Raw genomic sequence first — 19,427 nt, 5'->3', positions numbered from 1 at the left:
GATCAGGCCTTCTCGTTCGGCACGGGCTCGTTCAACACGGGGTCGATCATCGAGCGCAGTTCCTCGATGGTGACCGCCCGCAGCACCCGCGCCGCGATCCGACCCTCGCGGTCGATGATCAGCGTGCTGGGGATGGCGTTCGGGTTCAGGCTGCCGGTGAACTTGAGGATCTCGCGCGCGTCCGGGTCCCACAGGCTCGGGTAGGTGATGCCCTTGCTGTCGGTGAACGCGAGCGCGTTGTCCTGGGTGGCGTCGCGGGTGTTGATGCCCAGGAACTGCACACCCTTGTCCGCGGTCTCGGTGTGTGCCTGCTGGAAGTCGGCGGCCTCGGCCCGACACGGCGGGCACCACGAGCCCCAGACGTTGAGGACCACGACCTTGCCCTTGAAGTCGGCGAGGCTGATGTCCTTGCCCTCCAGCGTCTTGCCGGAGACCTTCGGGGCGGCGGTCCGGTCGCCCGTCTTGGCGCGCACGATGCCGCTCTTGTCGCTGTCGACGTAGCCCTTGCCGTCGCCGTTGCTCTTGCCGCCGGCGCTCATCCCACCGCAGCCGGAGAGTACGAGCAGAGCCGCGGCGGTGAGCAGCGCGGCACGACGAGGCAGGCGGCGTGTGAGCATGTGAAAAGTTTCGCATGCCTTCACGACCACTCCACGCGGGGTCCGTCGTGCCGCTGACACTGCTTCAGTTCATCCCGATTCATCCCAAATAAATAGGGCATGATGCCCCGAATTCGTAGCTTTGCGTTCTGCCCCGAAATGCAAGCCGTGTCCGGCCCCGAGGCACCGGCCGGGCGTCACGCGCCGAAGCGGTCGCCCCGGGTCACGCCCCGAAGCTCTTGCCCTGCGCCTTGCCCGCGAGCTTCGCCGGCAGCAGGTCGCGAGCCGGTTCGCTGTAGCCGACGGAGACGATCTTGTCCCCCTCGTAGGTGAACGTGGTGAGCGACGCGAGCGAGCACTGCCGGTTGCGCGGGTCGTGCCACAGCCGCCGCCGCTCGACGAAGGAGCGGGTCACCCAGATCGGCAACTGGTGGCTCACGCACACCGCCTCGTGCCCGCGCGCGGCGTCCCGGGCGGCGCCCAGCGCGCCCATCATCCGCACCACCTGCTCGATGTACGGCTCGCCCCACGAGGGCTTGAACGGATTGGTGAGGTGCTTCCAGTGCGTCGGGTTCTTCAACGAACCGTCGCCGACCCCGAAGGTCTTGCCCTGGAAGATGTTCTCCGCCTCGATCAGCCGATCGTCGGTGGCGATCTCCAGCCCGTGCCGGTCCGCGATCGGCGCGGCGGTCTCCTGGGCACGCTCCAGCGGCGAGGACACCACATGCGTGATGTCGCGCCCGGCGAGGTGGTCGGCGACCCGCTCGGCCATCTTCAGGCCCAGGTCCGACAGGTGGTAGTCGGGCAGGCGGCCGTACAGGATGCCGTGCGGATTGTGCACCTCGCCGTGGCGCATCAGGTGCACGATCGTCACATCGCGATTGGTCTGCGGCTTCTGAGCCATCGTCAGTTCTCCTGGGCACTCGCTGCGGCGCGGGCTGCGGCCGGCAGCGCGTCGAGGATACGGTTCACGGCCGCGTCGTCGTGGGCCGCGGACAGGAACCACGCCTCGAACGCGCTCGGCGGCAGGTACACGCCCGCGTCCAGCATCGCGTGGAAGAACGCGGAGAAACGGAACGCCTCCTGCGTGCGTGCCTGGTCGTAGTCGTGCACCACACCGTCGGTGAAGAAGATCGAGAACATGTTCCCGGCGGTGGACACGGTGTGCGCCACGCCCTCCTTGGCCAGGGCGGCCGAGACCTCGGTACGCAGCGCGAGCGAGACCCGGTCCAGGTGCTTGTACACCGCCTCGGTGCAGTACCGCAGCGTGGTGACGCCGGCGGCGGTGGCGACCGGGTTCCCGGACAGCGTGCCGGCCTGGTAGACCGGGCCGACCGGGGCCAGCCGGGACATCACGTCCGAGCGCCCGCCGAAGGCCGCCGCGGGGAAACCGCCGCCCATCACCTTGCCGAAGGTCATCAGGTCGGGCACCACGCCCTCCAGGCCGAACCAGCCCGCCTTGGACACCCGGAAGCCGGTCATCACCTCGTCGGAGACGAACAACGCGCCGTGCCGCTCGCACAGCGCCTTGAGCCCCGCGTTGAAGCCCGGACGCGGGGTGACCACGCCCATGTTGCCGGGCGCGGCCTCGGTGATCACGCAGGCGATGTCGTCGCCGTTGACGGCGAACGCCGACTCGACGGCGGCCAGGTCGTTGTACGGGAGCACGATCGTGTCGGCGGCCGAGGCGCCGGTCACCCCGGGCGTGTCGGGCAGCGCGAAGGTGGCCAGGCCGGAGCCGGCCGAGGCCAGCAGCGCGTCCACGTGACCGTGGTAACACCCGGCGAACTTGATCACCTTGGCCCGGCCGGTGAAGCCGCGGGCGAGGCGGATCGCGGACATGGTGGCCTCGGTGCCGGAGCTGACCAGGCGGACCTGCTCGACCGGGGCGACCCGGGAGACGATCTCCTCGGCGAGTTCGACCTCGCCGGCGCCGGGCGTGCCGAAGGACGTGCCGCGGGCGACCGCCTCGCGGACGGCCTCCTGTACGGCGGGGTGCGCGTGGCCGAGGATCATCGGGCCCCACGAACACACCAGGTCCACGTATTCGCGGCCGTCCGCGTCGGTCAGGTACGGACCTCGGCCCGAGACCATGAAGCGGGGCGTGCCGCCGACCGCGCGAAAGGCGCGCACCGGCGAGTTGACGCCGCCGGGGGTGACGGCCTGCGCACGCGCGAACAGGGCGGCGGAGGCGGGTGCGGGGTTCTCGTTGACAGAGCTCACCCGGTCATGCTCTCAAACAAATCGGGCACGTTCGTCGTCGCCGGCGGCGCGGCGTCGAAGGCACCGGACGCCGGGTGCCGGGGCGCCCGAGTGGACCAACCACATGGGCGCCGGGGAGGGTGTGCACGGATTCGCGTTGGTTCCCGGGGATCCGGCAACCGAAACCGGGGGCCGGGAGCAGTATGATCGGGCCACCCGGACCCGTGCCCACGGGTGAGGCATGTCCGGCGGGGTGCAGCACGACGATCGGGGTGCGCGCGTGGCGGCGAGAACACGTCGGGGTGGGCGGTCCGGGCGACACCACCGGATAGCCGGCGGTCTCGGACCGGTGCTGGCGACGCTGCTGTTGCTGGCCGGGACGGCCGCATGCAGCGACGAAGACTCGGACGACGGCGGTACGACGGGGCTGCGCGGCGCCCTGGACGCGGTGCGGGACGACGCGTCCACCCGGAGCTGGTTCGAGTACGGCGACACGGCCGCGCTCACCAAGGCCAACGGCGGTACCACCCCCACCGGGCCCTACGGCACGCTGATCGGGACCGGTTCGCCCGATCTGGGCGGACTGCGCGAACAGGTGGCTCCGGCCCTGGGTTTCGACCCGACCAAGGCGCGCGAGGCCTGGTCGGCCGGCCGACCGCCGTTCCAGGGCGGGGTGTTCGTCGGCGGCTTCGACAAGAAGACCGTGCTCGACAAGCTGCAAGCCCTGGGCGCCAAGCCGGATCCGGCCGCGCCGAGTGCACAACGGCTGCGCGGCGACAACGAGTTGGCCCTGGACGACGCGTTGGCCCAGAAACTGCCGCTGGGCAGCAACCACTTCAACGTGATCCGGGTCGCCGACCGGCAGATCGGCTACGGCTCGACGCTCCAGGGCGCCGACCTCACCCGCGGCGGCGGCCGACTCGGCGCGGACCCGACCGTGCGCGCCCTGGCGGACTGCCTGGACAAGCCGCTGGTCGCGGTGCTCACCGATCGGGCCGCCGGCGGCGAGAGTGCGAACGGGCCCAGGATCGCGGTCGGGGTGACCGGCAAGTCCGGCGCGCCGGGAACCGACGTGCTGTGTGTGGCGACCGGGTCGGAACCGGCCGCCCGGGCCGAGGCCGATCGACTGCGCACCCTGTTCTCCGGCGGCGGCAGCACCGCGGCTGGTGTGCCGTGGAACGCGGTCCTGACCGACGTACGCTCGACGGTGGTCGGCACGAACGTGGTGAAGATCACCGCGCGTTCGGCCGGTTCGGTGCGAACGGGCGTATTCGTCAAGGCGTTGAACGACATGTCGCTCGGCCAAACCTTCTCGGGCGGGCCGCCTGGCCGGGAGTCCTGACGCATGCCGGGGCGGGACCGGTTCCGAGTGGTGCACACCTGTTACCCAACCGCGGTACGGAATGCCCGGATGACCTGCGACGATCTTCAACGAGTCCCCTCGATCACCGACCAGACCGAGACAAGCGAGCAGGGAGCGATGGCGTCGGGCGCCACGGGTGTGCGCACGTGTCACGGAGCCGACCTTGGTCGGGAGGTGCACACGTGGGCGTGACATATGAGTACTTCGGCGCACCCGATCGCGCGACCGCGGCGCGGGTGCCTCCGCTGATCGATCCGACCGACACGGTGGAACGTCCCAGCAATTCCTATGTGTCGTTCGTGAAACCGGAGACGGTCAGCGCCATGGTGCTGTCGCTGCTCGGGGACACCCCGCAGGACGCGACGCCGCCGCTGGAGTTGGTCGTGCTGCATCCCGCGCACGCGGTGATGCAGTTGCCGCCGATGTTGATGGACGTGCTGCGCAACGCGACCGAGGAGGAGCTGGGCGCGGCGGCCTTCATCTGGTCGACCTTCCCGGACCGGCGGGTGCCGCGCGACGCGTATCTGCTCTACCGGATGCTGCACGACTGGACCAAGTTCGCCCGCGAACTGCACCACGCCGGGCACCAGTTGTACTGCCTGATGCACTCGTGACGCGGTCGGCCCGGAGCGCCGGCGCCGACCCTTTCTCGATTAACCCACTTGAGTTATTAACCCACGCGGTTTAACGTGCGGTCCATGACAGGGACGCACGGCGCTCCGGCGTCGGACCGCGGTGCCGGCGCACGCCTTCTGATGATCGAGGCCGCGGAACGGCTGTTCGCCGAACGCGGCATCAACGGGGTGTCGCTGCGCGAGATCGGTGCCCAGGCCGGGCAGCGCAACACCGCCGCGGCGCGCTACCACTTCGGGTCCAAGGAGGCCCTGGTGGACGCGGTCTTCCGGCATCGCATGGAGCCGGTGAACGCTCGACGCCTGGCGATGCTGGACGAACTCGACCGGGCCGGGGGCGGAAACGACGCCCGGGGTCTGATCGAGGCGTTCCTCTACCCGCTCGCCGACACGCTGGGCGAGCCCGGCAAACCCGGTTGGTACCTGCGCTTTTGCCTGCACGCCGCCTTCCTGGAGGGCACCGTGGTGCGCGACCTGGCCCGCGAGGAGTGGACGCGCGGGATGTACACCGTGCGCGAGCGCATGCTCGGCCTGCTGGTCGAGTTGCCCGCCCGGATCCGGGACGAGCGCTGGGTGCTGCTGTCGTCCTACCTCACGCACGCACTCGCCGACCGCGAGATGGCGCTGCACCACCCCGGTCGGCGTACCCCGACCGATCGGGACGTCTTCCTGGCGGGCCTGACCGACACCGCCGTCGCCCTCTTCCTGGCCCCGGTCTCCGCTCGGACCGAGGCCGCGATCGAACAATCCCGTTAGGTTCCGCCCGGTGCGGGACCTCGCCTGGCTCTGGAGGTTCGGCAATGACGAGCACCATCGATCAGCCCACCTACGAGGACCCCACCCCCGCCTCGGCCGCCGCGCTGGGCCTGGAGGTCCGGCCGATGGCCGGGCACATCGGCGCGGAGATCTTCGGCGTCGACCTCACCCGACCGCTTCCCGACGACGTGGTCGCCGAGATCCGCGCGATCTGGCTGAAGTGGAAGGTGGTCTTCTTCCGCGACCAGCACCTGACCCAGGAGCAGCACAAGGCGTTCGGCCTGCGGTTCGGCGAACTCGCGCCGGGACACCCGACGTTGCCCGCCGCGTTCCCCGAACACCCGGAGATCCTGCTGCTCGACAACCAGCAGATGGGCACCAGCGGCGGCGGCAGCTTCGTGGAGAGCCGCTGGCACACCGACGTGACCTTCATTCCCGATCCGCCGACCGCGTCCATCCTGCGCGGAGTGATCGTGCCGCCCTACGGCGGCGACACCCAGTGGGCCAACCTGGCGCTGGCCTACGAGCGGCTGTCCGACCCGCTCAAGGACCTGCTCGACGGGCTGCACGCGGTGCACCACAACTCGCTGCCGATCAAGCGCGGCGAACTGCCGGGCAAGCTCGCCAAGCAGTTCCTCGGCGAGGGTCTGCGCGCGGTGCATCCGGTGGTGCGCGTGCACCCGGAGACCGACGAGAAGGTGCTGTTCGTCAACCCGAACTTCACCAGCCACATCCTCGAACTGACCCGGCAGGAGGGTGCGCACATATTGGAAATGCTCTACGCGCACATCGCCGACGCGGAGTTCAGCGTGCGGTTCCGCTGGCAGCCGGGCAGCATCGCGTTCTGGGACAACCGGGCGACGGTGCATCTGGTGCCCACGGACGTCCCGCCGGGCATGCGCCGTTCGATGCAGCGGGTGACCCTGCAGGGCGCCCGTTCGGTCGGCCCGGACGGCGCCGAGTCCTACGTCCTGGAGGCCTGACCACCCCCGGAATCCCCGATCGACCCGGTCCGCCCGGATCCGACGCTCCCGCACCGGAGGGGGCGTCGGATCCGCCGGTCGGACATCGGTGAGGGGGCTTGTCGGGTCGGCCGATTCGACGGGATGCTGTTCTCCGGGTGGCGATTGTGCACCACCCGTTCTGCGTCCTCGCTGGATGCGAGATCGCTGCCGACAGCCTTTGGGGGGCGGCCGATGGGTACACGGGACCCGATGTTCCAGGGGCGCAGGCTCCGGGCACTTCTGCGTCAGACGCGTGAAGCCTGCGGCTTCATCCAACGCGACGTCGCGCAGGAAATGGACTGGTCGCTCTCCAAGTTGATCCGCATCGAGACCGGTCAGGTCAACGTCTCCACCACCGACCTGAAGGCGCTGCTCCAGCACTACGGCGTCGTCGAGCCCAGCCGGGTCGCCGAGTTCATCGACATGGCGAAGGCGTCGAAGCAACGCAGCTGGTGGTACGCGTACCGAAACATGCTCGACACCGAGGCGAAGGTGTTCCTCGGCTACGAGTCCTCGGCCACCGTCATCCGCAACTTCGAACCGCTGCTGATCCCCGGCCTGTTACAGACGGAGGAGTACGCGCACGAGGTGCTTCGGATACTCAACCCTCCCGACTTCCCCGTCGACGAGATGCTCGCGCTGCGCATGGAGCGTCAGGAGCGGCTGATCCGCCCGGACGGACCCACACTGCACTTCATCGTCGACGAGAGCGTGATGCACCGCGCGGTCGCCGGCCCGGCCGTCATGCGCCACCAGATCCGCCGCATGCGCGAGTTGGTGGACTGGCCCACGATCACGCTGCGCGTGGTCCCGTTCTCGGCCGGCCTGTACTCCCGGGCCCGGATCGCCTATCAGCTCATGGAGTTCCCCGACCTGGAGGACGAGGCGGTCCTGTTCATCGAGAACCCCTCGGGCGACATCATCATTCGCGAGGGCAACCCGGAGGACCCGCCGACCGTCTCGCCGCTCTCCTACCTGGAGACGTTCTGGGGCCTGGAACAGCTCGCCTCACGAGACGCGGCGCCGGCCGCCCTGGACGCCGCGCTCGAACGCTTCGCACCCGGCTCGACACCATCGCTCACCACCGTCGTCGAGTGATGCGGAACGATGGGGACACCCGCATCCGTGCCGGCGGCAGGCCGGCCGACCGACTGCACGCGCGCTGCCAGGATGCGAGTTGAATACATCCCAAGAGCCACTTGGCTGATTGCCTCTCCCTGCGCATAATGGCAGTTGAGTACCCGTTGCTCGATGTCGATGAGCAGTACGGTTTCGCGGCGGCCACCGCGGGCCTTTGAGCGAGTTGTTCCGAAGTCGGATTTCACGACTTATCGGGGCAACTCGTTCTTTTTTGTATGTTCCCTCGCGCATGGCGGAGTCGGCCGACTCTGGCGGAAGCGGACATCTCCATGCACAATCACAGTTGAGGGCATTAACGCCGTCCACCCCGCCCCTGCACGGTACACACCGTCGGCATGAAAGGACGCTTGATCAGGGAAAGGAGGTGAACTCGTGCAGGACGACTTCGAGAGGATGCTTCGCGTGATCTTTCTGCTGGTAGCCGTGGCCGCGGTCACCGCAGGAGCGCTTTACTACACGCTTCGCGCCGCCGGACTGCTCACCCTCATCGGGTAACGGATACCGACTCACCCCGGGCCTTCGGCCCATTCCTCAGCGGCCTGCCATCCGGCAGGCCGCCTCGTCCGTCGAAGTGTCGTCGGGCCGGTGGCGGACCGATCCGCTCAATCCGGGATTCGGCCGGTGGCATGGAGGAACGATCCCCATGATCGGGCCCCGAAGGCCAGCCGCGGCGCAGGTGCCTTCGAGTCCCTGACCTGGACCTTGTCGTCCCGCCTGGCCTCGACACAGTTGGTGTTCGCGCTCGCGCTGCTCTTGCGCCACGCACGCCCCAGCGGATCGAACTCCGCCATGACTTGCCTCCGAATAGGGCCGATGGAAATAGGAAAGCCGCCGACCGGATGATTCCGTGCAGGGTCGACACCTCTGCGGGTTGACCGACTTCGAGGGCGTGCGCATATCTTAGCGCCCGATCTCGGCTGCACGTGAAATCCGCCCGCACCCATCCGTATGAAATCGAGAGGTGTCGCCTGGCGAATTGCCAGGTGGCGGATTGCCCTGTCGCTCACTCGTTCGCAGCATTCCCGACCCGCCCGGATATGACCGGCGAACGAGAGAGGCGAAAGCCGTGAATTCGGAACATCAGGGTCCGGATCCGTTCTTTCCCAGTCGATCCCGGAGGCTGTCGACCAATCGGAGGAACGGGTCCGTGGGCGGGGCCTTGGGCGGGTCGATCACCGTCTCCCGGACCACCGCCACCACCGGGCCGTTGCGCACGATGCCGAAGTCCACGTACTGGTCCAGGTCGCCGTTGATCACCCCCTGGGTGCGCCACGCGTCGCCGGACCGGTCCAGCGCCTCGATCCGGGGCCGACCGTCCGCCGCGGGGTTGGGCTGGTTGGTGGGACACGAGCCGGCCATGCCGCCGGTGAAGTCGGTGGCCGCCATCTCGGCCGTGCGCTCGTCCGGGTAGCGGACCAGGACGACCAGTCCGCCACCCTGCCCGGCGTGGTTGAACACACGCTCCTGCGCCTCCACCGCGCCGAGCCCGGAGATGGTCTGCGTCGCACACGGACCCAGGCTCTCGGTCAGCGCCTGCCGGGTCTCCGTCACGCGCCAGTTCTCGTACACCCCGGCCACCACCGGAAACTCCTGCACGCTCGGGTAGAGCGCATCGCTCAGCACCGGGGCGGGGGTGGTGGCCACCGGGCTCACCGGCGGCTGCGACGCGGCGGCCTCCCGGCGCGGCGGCGGACCGTCGTCGGACTCGATACCCACCAGGGTCGCCCCGCCGGCGATCAGCACGAGGGAGGCGGCGCCGATCAGGGCCCGGTTGCGCAGGCGCCGGCGGCGGACCGCCTTGTGGATGCCCGCGACGGGCGGCAGCGGGACTCGTGGGGCCAGATGCACGACGAGTTCACGAAAACGCTCGTCGAGTCGCTCCACGTCGTGGTCGTCGTCTGCGTGCTCAGGGCTGTGCCGCATGTCCGAACTCGCCGTTCCCCACTCGACCGGGCATCTGTGGCCCGGCAGGCCGTTCCGCATTCGACAGGTGTTCAGTTTGACGTATGGGCCGCGCGCGATGGTTCCCGGCCGGTCGGGCGCTCATCCCGTCTTGCGGGTGAGCGTGCCCCGCGACGTCGAGGTCAGCAGGCCGTCGCCCGGCGCGACGTAGGACATGGTGTTCGAGGTCAACGACTTGAGCTCGATGTCGCCGTCCGCGCAGCCCCCATTGCGGGTCAGGTGGCTGGTCAATCGCACGCCGGTGTCCGCCGAGACCGAGAGCAGTTCCAGGTCGGCCTCGCAGTCGGCCTTCTCGCCGAACTGCCCGGTGGAGGTGAGCAGGCTGATGCCGACCTTCTTGTCGCCCACCTTCCCACCCGTCAGCGTCACGGTGACCTGGGAGACACTGCCCAGATCGGAGTGCATGGTCCCGGACCAGGTGCCCCGGTATACCTGCGGCAGGGTGCCCGAGCCGCTCGGCGGCGCGGCGGTGCCCGAACCGCTGCTCGGCCCCTTGCTCGAACCGCTGCTCGGTCCCCCGGATGCCTGCGGGCCCCCATCGGCCGACGGCGACTGGTGGCCCTCGCCGGAAGCCACCCGATCCGGGTCGTGCTCGTCGCCCTCCCACGGCCGCAGCAGCGCGAGCACGACGGCGCCCGCGATCAGCACGGCGGCGAGCGGATACGGCCACCTGCGCCGCCACCACGGGCGGTGCGTCGGGGCCGGCGGCGACACGTACGTCTCGGGTGCAGCGCCCGCGGGCGCTGCGGCGACGGCCGCGGGGATCGGGGACTGCGCGGGCGCGGCGCCCGGCGCGACCTCCGAGGGGTGGGGCTGCGGGGTCGCGGGGCCGGGCGAAGCCTCCGTCGGGTGAGGCTGCGGGGTCGTGAGACCGGGCGGGGCCTCCGTCGGGTGGGGCGGGGCGGTCGTGGGGTCGGGCGGGGCCTCGGTCGGGTGGGGCGGGGCGGTCGCCTCGGGCGAGCGGTCGTCCCACGTGGGCGCGCCGGTGCCCGCGGACACGAACGAGCCCGCGTCCGGCGCGCCGTCGTCGTCGAGTTCGAGCAGTTCGATCGCGCGCCGCGACAGCGCGGTGGTCAGGTCCGGCGGCAGCCAGTTGCCCGCCACCAGGTCGCTCGTACCGTCCGGCGCCAGCGCGGCGAGCAGCTCGGCCGGGGTGGGCCGGGCGGCCGCGTGCTTGGTCATGCACGCGCCGACGATCTCGCGCAGGGCGGCCGGCAGCTCGTCCAGGCGCGGCTCCTGCGCGACGATCCGGTACATCAACGCCTGTCCGCTGCCCTCGCCGAACGGTCCCGTCCCGGTCGCGGCGAACACCAGTACCGAGCCGAGCGAGAACACGTCGCTGGGCGGCCCGATGTCGCGCCCGTCGACCTGCTCGGGTGACATGAACCCGGGCGAGCCGACGGTGTGCCCGGTCCGGGTGAGCACCGAGGCGTCCATCGCGCGCGAGATGCCGAAGTCGATCACGCGCGGCCCGTCCAGGGACAGAAGCACGTTCGACGGTTTGATGTCGCGGTGCACCAGGCCGGCCTCGTGCACCGCGATCAGCGCCTCGGCCAGGCCCGCGCCGAGGGTTCGCACGGTCTCCTGGGGCAGCGGTCCGCGCCCGGCCACCGCCTCGTAGACGCTGGGTCCGGCGACGTAACCGGTGACCACCCACGGCGTGCGGGCCTCGGTGTCGGCGTCCAGCACCGGCGCGGTCCAGGCACCGCCGACCCGCCGCGCGGCGTCCACCTCACGGCGGAACCGCTCGCGGAAGCCGGGGTCGTCGGCCCACTCGGCGCGGACCACCTTGATCGCGACGATCCGACCACCCCGGTTGCGCCCGAGGTAGACCCGACCCATGCCGCCCGCCCCCAGCACGCGGAGCACCCGGTAGCCGCCGATGTGCCGCGGGTCCTCGGGCTCCAGCGGTTTCACAGGACATCCCCCTCGTCATCCGGCAGTTGGCCAGAGAATACGCGGCTGTCCGCATTTGGGGGGTCCCGGACGGCCGGTCCGGACCGGATCCGAGGTGCTTCCCTCGGACCGGGTCCGGGCCGGCGGGCGGAGGGTGATCGGTCGGGGGGTCGCTAGCTCGGGTGGCGAGTCGAGCGGGCGGCCGGGCCGGCGGCTCAGAACTCGACGGGCAGCGCGATCAGGCCGCGGATGAAGGACGACGGGCCGTGTGCCAACTCGGCGTCGGGGGCCAGGCGCAGGTCGGGCAGCCGGCGCAGCAGTTCCTCGAAGGCGACCCGGATCTCCAGGCGGGCCAACGAGGAGCCGAGGCAGAAGTGCGGCCCGGTACCGAACGCGATGTGCGGGTTGGGGGTGCGGAAGGCGTCGAAGCGCTCCGGCTCGGCGAACACCTCGGCGTCGCGATTGGCCGCCCCGTAGAGCATCATCACGGTCGAGTCGGCCGGGATCACGGTGCCGTGCAGTTCCACGTCACGTGTCGTGTGCCGGGCCATGTTGACCACCGGCGACACCCACCGCAGCGATTCCTCGACGGCCGACGGGATCAGCGTCGGGTCCGCGCGCAGCCGGGCGAGTTGGTCCGGGGCGGCCAGGAGCGCGGCGATCCCGCCGGAGATCACGTTGCGCGTGGTCTCGTTGCCGCCCACGAGCAGCAGCAGGGATTCGCCGATCAGCTCGTCGAAGGACAACTTCTCGCCGTCGATCTCGGCGCCGACCAGGATTCCGATCAGGTCGTCGGAGGGGGTCTTGCGGCGGTCCTCGATCACCTGTGTGGTGTAGGCGACGTATGCGGCGAACGCCTCGCCCGCCTTGTGGCTGAGCTCGCCGCCGTCGGAGAGCATCACCATCACGTCGGCCCAGTGCTGGAGCTGGTCGCGGTGCTCGGCGCCGACCCCGAGCAGCTCGCCGATCAGCGTCATCGGCAGCGGCGCGGAGAACTGCCGGACCAGGTCGGCGCTGCGGCCGCCCGCGATCATCGCGTCGATCAGCGCGGTGACGATGTCCCGGACGTGCTCCTCCATCGCGGCGATCTGCCGGGGGGTGAAGCCCTTGGAGACCAGCTTGCGGCGGCGGTAGTGGGTCGGGTCGTCGGAGTCGATCATCGAGGGCTGCGGGTAGCCGATCGGACGCGAGCCCTTGGCCGAGGAGAACAGTTCGGGATTGCGCTCGGCCCAGGCCAGGTCGGCGTGCCGGCTCAGACCCCACACGCCGGCGCGCTCGCTGTAGTACACGGGTGCGTGCTCGCGCAGCCAGGCGTAGTCGGCGAAGGGGTCACCGGCGTACCAGTCCCGGTCGAGCAGGTGGATGTCGCGGGTCGTGGGAGCCGTCATGGCAAGCCTCCGGGATGATCAGGTGTCGAGCGGGACGAAGAGTCGGACGGCGGTACGCATCAGGTCCTGCACCTCGTCGAGCGCGCGGCCCCGCGCGGTGAGGCTGACCAGGCCGGAGAGCAGGACGTGGCCGAGCACCGTCTCGATGTCGCGCCGCCGGTCGGCCTCGGCGCCCTCCCCGCCATCGGGCGTTTCGCCGAAGGCCAGGCCGGTGATCCGGTGGATGCTCTGGTGGAACGTCTCCTGCGACTGGCCGGCGGACGGGTCCGGCGCGGTCGCGGCCTGCACCACGGCCTCGGTCAGCAGCCGGTTCTCCGCGCTGACCTCGACGATCCGGCACAGCAGCGCGGCCAGTCGCCCGGCCGGGTCCGCAGGCAGCGGCCGGGCGGCGAGCTCGTCGGCGAGTTCGCCGATCCACAGCGCGGACACCTCGCTCAGCAGGTGGTTCTTCGAGGTGAAGTATCGGTACACGGTGGCCCGGGCCACCCCCGCGCGGTCCGCGACGTCGTGCATCGTCACGGCCGCGTAGCCGCCCTCCAGGGCGAGGTCGCACGCGGCGCGCACCAGCCGCTCGCGCCGGGCCTGTTGGTCGCGGGTGAGCGATCTGGTGAGGGTGATCGTCGAACTCGTGCGGGGTTCGGCCACGGGAGAGAGCCTGTCCTCTGGGTCGCGCTTCGGGCTGGGTGCCGTGGGCTTGATGCGGGGCCGGTGCGGGGTCGGGTGCTCGGGACGCCGCGGTCCCGGGCGGTGCGCCGACTCGTTCCGCGGTGATCTTGCCTACGGATGAGACGGAAGTCTAGTCTGACGTCTCGTCAGATCTAGTGAGAACGTGTTTCAGTAATTTCGGGGCCCGATCGATCGCCGGAGACGCCGTGACCGCCAGAAAAGGACCCCTCGCAGGCATTCGCGTGGTGGAGTTCGTCGGCCTCGGGCCCGGCCCGTTCTGCGGGATGCTGCTCGCCGACCTGGGCGCGGAGGTGCTGCGCGTGGACCGCGCGGACGAGGCCCGCAAGGGCTTCGCGAAGCCGCCGCGCAACCCGATGAACCGGGGCAAGCACTCGATCGCGGTCGACCTCAAGCACCCGGACGGGGTCGAGCTCGCACTGCGCCTGCTCGCCGACGCCGACGCGCTCATCGAGCCGTTCCGGCCCGGCGTGATGGAACGCCTGGGCCTGGGTCCCGACGTGGTCGCCGAGCGCAACCCGCGACTGGTGTACGGCCGGCTCACCGGCTGGGGGCAGACCGGGCCGCTCGCGTCGGCCGCCGGACACGACATCGACTACATCGCGCTGGCCGGGATGCTGGAGCCGATCGGCCGGGCCGGCCAACCGCCGAGCATTCCGCTCAACCTGATCGGCGACTTCGGCGGCGGCGGCCTGCTGCTCGCCTTCGGCCTGGTCGCGGCGCTGCTGGAGGCGGGCCGCTCGGGGCAGGGCCAGGTGGTGGACGCGGCGATGATCGACGGCGCCGCCACGCTGGGCGCGACCTGGTTCACCATGGGCGCCGCCGGGATGCTCGGCCCGCGCGGGACCAACATGCTCGACGGCGGGGCGCCGTTCTACGACGTGTACGAGACCGAGGACGGCAAATACGTCGCGGTCGGCGCGATCGAGCCGAGGTTCTGGGCCGAGCTGATCCACCGGCTCGGGCTGGCCGGGGAGCCGGAGTTCGCCGACTTCGCCAAGCAGCACGACCCGGCGCACTGGCCCGCGATGAAGGCCCGGCTCGCCGAGGTGTTCGCGGGCCGCACCCGGGATGCGTGGTGTGCGCTCCTGGAAGGCACCGAGACCTGCTTCGCGCCGGTGCTCTCCCCCGGCGAGGCACCGGCCCATCCGCACCACGTCGAGCGGGGCACCTTCCTGCACGCCGACGGCCTGCCCGAACCGGCCCCCGCACCGCGCTTCTCCCGTACGCCCGCCCCCGTGCCGGCCCGGCCGGTGCACCCGGGCCCGGCCGCGAAGGGTGGCGACACCGACGCGGCGCTGGCCGGATGGGGCCTGGACGCGGCCGAGATCGAGGGCCTGCGGGACGCGGGCGCGATCGTCTGACCCCGCATCACCACCGGCACGAACGCCAGGCATCAGGCATCAGGCATCAGGCATCAGGCATCAGGCATCAGGCATCAGGCATCAGGCATCAGGCATCAGGCATCAGGCATCAGGCATCAGGCATCAGGCATCAGGCAGGGGATCGTATGGAACTTCACGAAGCGCTGTACACCACGCGCGCAATGCGCCGGGTGGGGCCGGATCCGATCCCGCACGACGTGCAGGCCCGGATCATGGACGCGGCGGTACGCGCGCCCAGCGGCGGCAACTTCCAGGGCTGGCGCTTCCTGCTGGTGGACGACCCGGGCATCAAGGGCCGACTCGGCCCGCTGTACCGGGACGCGATGGACAACCTGTGGAAGACCGTGTACGCGTCGCGCGTGGCCGCCGCCGAGGCGGATCCGGACAGTGCGGAGAGCCGGTCCTTCGTCCGGGTGCGGCGCTCGTCGCAGTGGCTCGCGGACAACTTCGAGCAGGTGCCGCTGTTCATGTTCGGCTTCACCCGACACGATCCGACCGGCGGCTCGATCTTCCCGGCGGTGTGGAGCGCGATGCTGGCCGCGCGCGCCGAGGGAGTGGGCACCGCGTTGACCGCCGTGCTGGGCATCTCGCATCGGGACGCGGTCCTGGAGGTACTCGGGGTGCCGGCCGGCGAAGGTTGGCACATGGCGTGCTGCGTGTCGTTCGGCTACCCGACCGGCACGTGGGGCGTGGCGCCCAGGACGCCGGTGCACGAGGTGGCGTATCGCAACACCTGGGGCGCGCCGCTCGGGTTCGAGGTGCCGGCGCCGTTGTGGCCTGCCGACGGTGCGGCGTACGTGCCCACCACGTTCGAAGGAGATGCCCGGTGACACGTGCCGACCTGCCGCTGCGGGACACGGTGGCCCTGGTGACCGGAGGAGGCAGCGGAATCGGGCTGGGTTGCGCCCGGCGATTCGCCGCGGACGGCGCGCACGTGCTGATCGCGGGGCGCAGTGCGGACCGACTGCGCGGCGCGGTGGCCGAGTTGGAGAAGGACGCGGCGAACGGCGTGCGCATCGCGTACGCGGTGACCGACGTGACCGACGAGGACCAGGTCCGGGCGGCGGTGGCGAGTGCGGCCGAACTCGGGCCGCTGCGTGCGGTGGTCGCCTCGGCGGGCGGCAACTCCACGATGGGACCGCTGACTTCGATCGACACCGCCAAGTGGCGCGAGACGGTCGAGCTGAACCTGACCGGCACGATGCTCGTGCTCAAGCACACGGCCCGGCTGATGGCGGCGGCCGGCGGCGGCTCGTTCGTGGCGATCTCCTCGATCGCCTCCTCGACGACGCATCGCTGGTTCGGCGCGTACGGCGTGAGCAAGGCCGGCATCGACCACCTGGTCCGACTCGCCGCCGACGAACTCGGCGCGAGCGGTGTCCGGGTGAACAGCATCCTGCCCGGCCTGGTGGCCACCGAGATGGTCGACGCGGTCACCCGAGGCGGCCCGGTCCTGGACGACTACCTGGAGTGCACGCCGCTCGGGCGGGTCGGCCGGGCCGACGACATCGCCGCGCTCGCGGCCTTCCTGGTCGGCCCCGAGTCGACCTGGATCACCGGCCAGAACATCAACGTGGACGGCGGACACCATCTGCGCCGGGGTCCGGACTTCCGGGCCTTTCTGGAGCCGGTCTTCGGCGCCGACGGCCTGCGCGGCATCGTCGCGGAAGGGAACTGACAATGACCCAGCGGGTATTCAACCTCGCGGACCTGTTCGAGGTCGTGGTGGACGCCTGTCCGGATCGGCTCGCGCTGGTCGCGGGCGAGGTGCGGCTGACCTACCGCGAGCTGGACGAACGGGCCAACCGGGTCGCGCACGCGTTCGTCTCGGCGGGGCTGGCGACCGGCGACCACGTGGGCATCTACTCGCGCAACCGGGCCGAGTGGCTGGAGGCGATGATCGGCGCGTTCAAGGCGCGGATGGTGCCGATCAACATCAACTACCGGTACGTCGAGGACGAGCTGCGCTACATCGTCGACAACGCGGACCTGGCCGGGCTGGTCGTCGAGAGCGGTTACCTGCCCAAGGTCGCGGCGGTGCGTCCCGGCGCGCCGGCGCTCGCGCACGTGTTCGTGCTCGCGGACGAGTTCGACGAGAAGCTCGACGGGAGCATCGACTACGAAGCGGCGCTCGCAGCCGAGAGCAGTGCTCGCGACTTCGAGCAGCGCTCTCCCGAGGACCGGTACATGGTCTACACCGGCGGGACCACCGGCTTCCCCAAGGGCGTCGAGTGGCGCTCGCACGACATCTTCTGCTCGGCGATGGGCGGCGGGAACTTCGGCGGCGAGCCGATCGCGGATCCCGAACTGCTCGCCGCCAAGGCCGAGGGCGCCCCGCTGGTCCAGATGTTGACCACGCCGCTGATGCACGGCAACGGCCAGTGGGTGACCTGGATCACCCTGTTCAGCGCGGGCACCGCGGTGATGTGGACCGGCCTGCGCTACGACCCGGCCGAGATCCTGCGCATCGTCGAACGTGAGGGCTGCGTGACGATGATGCTGGTCGGCGACGCGATGGCCCGTCCGATCGCGGACGCGTTGGAGAGCGGCGAGCACCGCGTGGAAACGCTCAAGGTGATCGGTTCCGGCGGCGCGCTGCTCTCCCCGTCGGTCAAGGCCCAGCTCACCCGGCTGATCCCCGGCCTGTACATCGCGGACAGCTTCGGCGCCTCGGAGTTCGGCGCGGGCAGCTCGCAGACCCCCGGCGGCCGTTTCCCGCTCAAGCCCAAGACCGCGGTGCTCGGCGAGGACCTGCGCCCGGTGGGCGTGGGCGAGAGCGGCCGGATCGCCCGGACCGGATACATCCCGATCGGCTACTACAAGGACCCGGTCAAGACCGCGGAGACCTTCCACATCGACCCGGACGGTGTGCGCTGGGTCATCCCCGGCGACTTCGCCCGGGTCGAGGACGACGGCGACGTGACCCTGCTCGGCCGCGGCTCGGTGTGCATCAACACCGGCGGCGAGAAGGTCTTCCCGGAAGAGGTCGAGGGCGTACTCAAGGCGCATCCGGCGGTGTACGACGCGGTCGTGGTCGGCATCCCGGACCCCCGCTTCGGCGAGCGGGTGGCCGCGGTCGTCTCGCTGCGCCCGGGCCACACGCTCACCACGGAGGACGTGGCCGAGCATGCCCGGGAGCAACTGGCCGGATACAAGATCCCGCGTGACCTGGTCACGGTCGCGGAGGTACCCCGAACACCGGCGGGGAAGCCCGATTACCGATGGGCGAAGGAGACGGCGGTGGGGGCGTCGGTCGCGGGCGGGAAGTGAGGGGTGGGGCCGCGGACGGGAAGTGAGGGGCGGGCCGGGTCGAGGGCGCCGACGCGGCGGGGGTGACTGCGGGGGTGGCGCCGGGTCGGGCGTGCCGACGCGCTCGGGGGCGGCGGGGTGCTCGGGCGTGCCGACGCGCTCGGGGGCGGCGGGGTGCTCGGGCGTGCCGACGCGCTCGGGGGCGGGCGGGGCGTGGGGGTGGGGTCGCTTATCGTGGGCGTATGACCGTGCCTCATCAGCGAATCGGGCTGCTTGCCACCGGGATCCGTTGGCATGAGGGGCGGCCGCATCTGGTGTCGATCGATGCGGCGGATGAGGAGTCGCTCCAGGTGCTCGCTCCCGGTACCACCGCGGGATGGCGGCTGTCCGGGCCGCGTACGTGTGTCGGGATTCGGCGCAAGGGCGGGCGGCGGGTGCCGTGTCCCGTGCTTGCGCCGCTGCCGGCGACGGCTCCGCGGGCACAGTGCGATGCGTGTGCGCTGGCCGATCCGGGGCGCAAGCTCGCACGTGATCAGGCGATGGACGATCCGCGACCGTTCTCGCTCTACCTCGCGTGGTTCGGGCCCGGGCTGGTCAAGGTCGGCCTCACCGCCACCGAGCGCCGCGCGGCCCGACTCGCCGATCAGGGTGCGCCGATGTTCACCTGGCTCGCGCACGGCCCACTGGTGCCCATCCGCAGCACCGAGCGCGCGTGCTCGGCCACCGGCACGGTCCGGGAGCGCATACCGCACAAGGCCAAGGCGGCGGCCTGGTGGCGAACCCGGGTACCCGGGCCGCCGGCCGAACTCGCCGACGCGCACGCGCGGTTGACCCCGCTCCTGCCCGACACGCTGACCCCGGCGCCGTGCGAAATCCAGGATCTGACCCGGTTCTACGGCCTGACCGACCCGCCGCCGCCGACCCGGGACCAGGTCGCCGGGCTCGCCCAGGACGCGCTGCTGCACGGCGAGTTCACGTGCGTCGCGGGGCACGACGCACTGATCACCACGGACACCGGGCCACTGTTCGTGGACCTGCGGCTGCTCACGGGTTGGCAGTTGACCCCGGCCCGGGGCAGCACCCGAGGCATCACCGTCAAGCCCTTGGAAACGGGCCGGGCGCCGGACGGATCGGTGCAGGAAGGGCTGTTCTGAGGCTGTCCGGCGGATG

The 19,427-nt window shown here is 70.9% G+C and carries 18 protein-coding genes; 10 read left to right on the top strand and 8 right to left on the bottom strand.

What is annotated here, in order from left to right; all coding sequences use genetic code 11:
* Nucleotides 1-2: 2 nt before the first annotated feature.
* The 3 genes from ACZOOI_RS17345 to hemL form a co-directional block, all read right to left on the bottom strand.
* On the bottom strand, nucleotides 3-617 hold the full coding sequence (locus ACZOOI_RS17345; RefSeq protein ID WP_465276721.1) for a TlpA family protein disulfide reductase: 615 nt from the start codon (nucleotides 615-617) through the stop codon (nucleotides 3-5).
* A 202-nt stretch (nucleotides 618-819) separates the two neighbouring features.
* Nucleotides 820-1,500 carry a histidine phosphatase family protein gene (locus ACZOOI_RS17340; RefSeq protein WP_391586663.1) on the bottom strand — a complete coding sequence of 227 codons (681 nt, stop codon included), beginning with the start codon at nucleotides 1,498-1,500 and terminating at the stop codon, nucleotides 820-822.
* Between the two features lie 2 nt (nucleotides 1,501-1,502).
* On the bottom strand, nucleotides 1,503-2,819 hold the full coding sequence (gene hemL, locus ACZOOI_RS17335; RefSeq protein WP_465276720.1) for a glutamate-1-semialdehyde 2,1-aminomutase: 1,317 nt from the start codon (nucleotides 2,817-2,819) through the stop codon (nucleotides 1,503-1,505).
* A gap of 328 nt (nucleotides 2,820-3,147) precedes the next feature.
* On the opposite strand from hemL, the gene ACZOOI_RS17330 reads away from it, so the two are divergent.
* The 5 genes from ACZOOI_RS17330 (at nucleotide 3,148) to ACZOOI_RS17310 (ending at nucleotide 7,651) form a co-directional block, all read left to right on the top strand.
* Complete coding sequence (locus tag ACZOOI_RS17330; RefSeq protein ID WP_465276719.1) at nucleotides 3,148-4,140, top strand: hypothetical protein; 993 nt, start codon at nucleotides 3,148-3,150, stop codon at nucleotides 4,138-4,140.
* Between the two features lie 203 nt (nucleotides 4,141-4,343).
* Nucleotides 4,344-4,775, top strand: coding sequence for a hypothetical protein (locus ACZOOI_RS17325; RefSeq protein ID WP_020556484.1), 432 nt, complete (start codon nucleotides 4,344-4,346; stop codon nucleotides 4,773-4,775).
* Nucleotides 4,776-4,859: 84 nt separating this feature from the next.
* Nucleotides 4,860-5,549, top strand: coding sequence for a TetR/AcrR family transcriptional regulator (locus tag ACZOOI_RS17320; RefSeq protein WP_465276718.1), 690 nt, complete (start codon nucleotides 4,860-4,862; stop codon nucleotides 5,547-5,549).
* 44 nt (nucleotides 5,550-5,593) lie between these two features.
* A complete protein-coding gene (locus ACZOOI_RS17315) occupies nucleotides 5,594-6,532 on the top strand; it encodes a TauD/TfdA dioxygenase family protein (protein WP_465276717.1) in 939 nt (312 codons plus the stop codon).
* A 213-nt stretch (nucleotides 6,533-6,745) separates the two neighbouring features.
* Nucleotides 6,746-7,651 carry a helix-turn-helix domain-containing protein gene (locus ACZOOI_RS17310; protein WP_465276716.1) on the top strand — a complete coding sequence of 302 codons (906 nt, stop codon included), beginning with the start codon at nucleotides 6,746-6,748 and terminating at the stop codon, nucleotides 7,649-7,651.
* A 644-nt stretch (nucleotides 7,652-8,295) separates the two neighbouring features.
* On the opposite strand, the gene ACZOOI_RS17305 is transcribed toward ACZOOI_RS17310, so the two are convergent.
* From ACZOOI_RS17305 to ACZOOI_RS17285, 5 genes are all read right to left on the bottom strand, one after another.
* A complete protein-coding gene (locus ACZOOI_RS17305) occupies nucleotides 8,296-8,484 on the bottom strand; it encodes a DUF397 domain-containing protein (protein ID WP_391586657.1) in 189 nt (62 codons plus the stop codon).
* Between the two features lie 289 nt (nucleotides 8,485-8,773).
* Complete coding sequence (locus ACZOOI_RS17300) at nucleotides 8,774-9,616, bottom strand: hypothetical protein (protein ID WP_465276715.1); 843 nt, start codon at nucleotides 9,614-9,616, stop codon at nucleotides 8,774-8,776.
* A gap of 120 nt (nucleotides 9,617-9,736) precedes the next feature.
* Entirely contained in the window at nucleotides 9,737-11,572 is a 1,836-nt protein-coding gene (locus ACZOOI_RS17295) for a serine/threonine protein kinase (protein WP_465276714.1), read from the bottom strand.
* 194 nt (nucleotides 11,573-11,766) lie between these two features.
* Nucleotides 11,767-12,939 carry a cytochrome P450 gene (locus ACZOOI_RS17290; RefSeq protein WP_465276713.1) on the bottom strand — a complete coding sequence of 391 codons (1,173 nt, stop codon included), beginning with the start codon at nucleotides 12,937-12,939 and terminating at the stop codon, nucleotides 11,767-11,769.
* Nucleotides 12,940-12,957: 18 nt separating this feature from the next.
* Nucleotides 12,958-13,584 carry a TetR/AcrR family transcriptional regulator gene (locus tag ACZOOI_RS17285; RefSeq protein ID WP_391586653.1) on the bottom strand — a complete coding sequence of 209 codons (627 nt, stop codon included), beginning with the start codon at nucleotides 13,582-13,584 and terminating at the stop codon, nucleotides 12,958-12,960.
* A gap of 227 nt (nucleotides 13,585-13,811) precedes the next feature.
* On the opposite strand from ACZOOI_RS17285, the gene ACZOOI_RS17280 reads away from it, so the two are divergent.
* From ACZOOI_RS17280 to ACZOOI_RS17260, 5 genes are all read left to right on the top strand, one after another.
* Nucleotides 13,812-14,987, top strand: coding sequence for a CaiB/BaiF CoA transferase family protein (locus ACZOOI_RS17280; protein WP_465276712.1), 1,176 nt, complete (start codon nucleotides 13,812-13,814; stop codon nucleotides 14,985-14,987).
* Nucleotides 14,988-15,133: 146 nt separating this feature from the next.
* A complete protein-coding gene (locus ACZOOI_RS17275) occupies nucleotides 15,134-15,838 on the top strand; it encodes a nitroreductase family protein (RefSeq protein ID WP_465276711.1) in 705 nt (234 codons plus the stop codon).
* Nucleotides 15,835-16,686 carry an SDR family oxidoreductase gene (locus ACZOOI_RS17270; RefSeq protein WP_465276710.1) on the top strand — a complete coding sequence of 284 codons (852 nt, stop codon included), beginning with the start codon at nucleotides 15,835-15,837 and terminating at the stop codon, nucleotides 16,684-16,686. Before ACZOOI_RS17275 ends, ACZOOI_RS17270 begins: the two co-directional genes overlap by 4 nt.
* A gap of 2 nt (nucleotides 16,687-16,688) precedes the next feature.
* Nucleotides 16,689-18,278 carry an acyl-CoA synthetase gene (locus ACZOOI_RS17265; protein WP_465276709.1) on the top strand — a complete coding sequence of 530 codons (1,590 nt, stop codon included), beginning with the start codon at nucleotides 16,689-16,691 and terminating at the stop codon, nucleotides 18,276-18,278.
* A 221-nt stretch (nucleotides 18,279-18,499) separates the two neighbouring features.
* Complete coding sequence (locus ACZOOI_RS17260) at nucleotides 18,500-19,411, top strand: DUF2797 domain-containing protein (RefSeq protein WP_465276708.1); 912 nt, start codon at nucleotides 18,500-18,502, stop codon at nucleotides 19,409-19,411.
* Nucleotides 19,412-19,427: the final 16 nt, after the last annotated feature.

Source organism: Embleya sp. L77 (genome assembly GCF_055557415.1).
Note: the sequence above shows the minus strand (reverse complement) of the source record. Positions and strands in the feature narration are given on the sequence as shown.

Bases quoted from the DNA above. Each gene is read 5' to 3' on its own strand.
- ACZOOI_RS17315 (WP_465276717.1), top strand. From the start codon at position 5,594: ATGACGAGCACCATCGATCAGCCCACCTACGAGGACCCCACCCCCGCC.
- ACZOOI_RS17265 (WP_465276709.1), top strand. From the start codon at position 16,689: ATGACCCAGCGGGTATTCAACCTCGCGGACCTGTTCGAGGTCGTGGTG.
- ACZOOI_RS17260 (WP_465276708.1), top strand. From the start codon at position 18,500: ATGACCGTGCCTCATCAGCGAATCGGGCTGCTTGCCACCGGGATCCGT.
- ACZOOI_RS17345 (WP_465276721.1), bottom strand. From the start codon at position 617: ATGCTCACACGCCGCCTGCCTCGTCGTGCCGCGCTGCTCACCGCCGCG.
- ACZOOI_RS17290 (WP_465276713.1), bottom strand. From the start codon at position 12,939: ATGACGGCTCCCACGACCCGCGACATCCACCTGCTCGACCGGGACTGG.
- ACZOOI_RS17310 (WP_465276716.1), top strand. From the start codon at position 6,746: ATGGGTACACGGGACCCGATGTTCCAGGGGCGCAGGCTCCGGGCACTT.
- ACZOOI_RS17320 (WP_465276718.1), top strand. From the start codon at position 4,860: ATGACAGGGACGCACGGCGCTCCGGCGTCGGACCGCGGTGCCGGCGCA.
- ACZOOI_RS17275 (WP_465276711.1), top strand. From the start codon at position 15,134: ATGGAACTTCACGAAGCGCTGTACACCACGCGCGCAATGCGCCGGGTG.
- ACZOOI_RS17305 (WP_391586657.1), bottom strand. From the start codon at position 8,484: ATGGCGGAGTTCGATCCGCTGGGGCGTGCGTGGCGCAAGAGCAGCGCG.
- ACZOOI_RS17300 (WP_465276715.1), bottom strand. From the start codon at position 9,616: ATGCGGCACAGCCCTGAGCACGCAGACGACGACCACGACGTGGAGCGA.
- ACZOOI_RS17340 (WP_391586663.1), bottom strand. From the start codon at position 1,500: ATGGCTCAGAAGCCGCAGACCAATCGCGATGTGACGATCGTGCACCTG.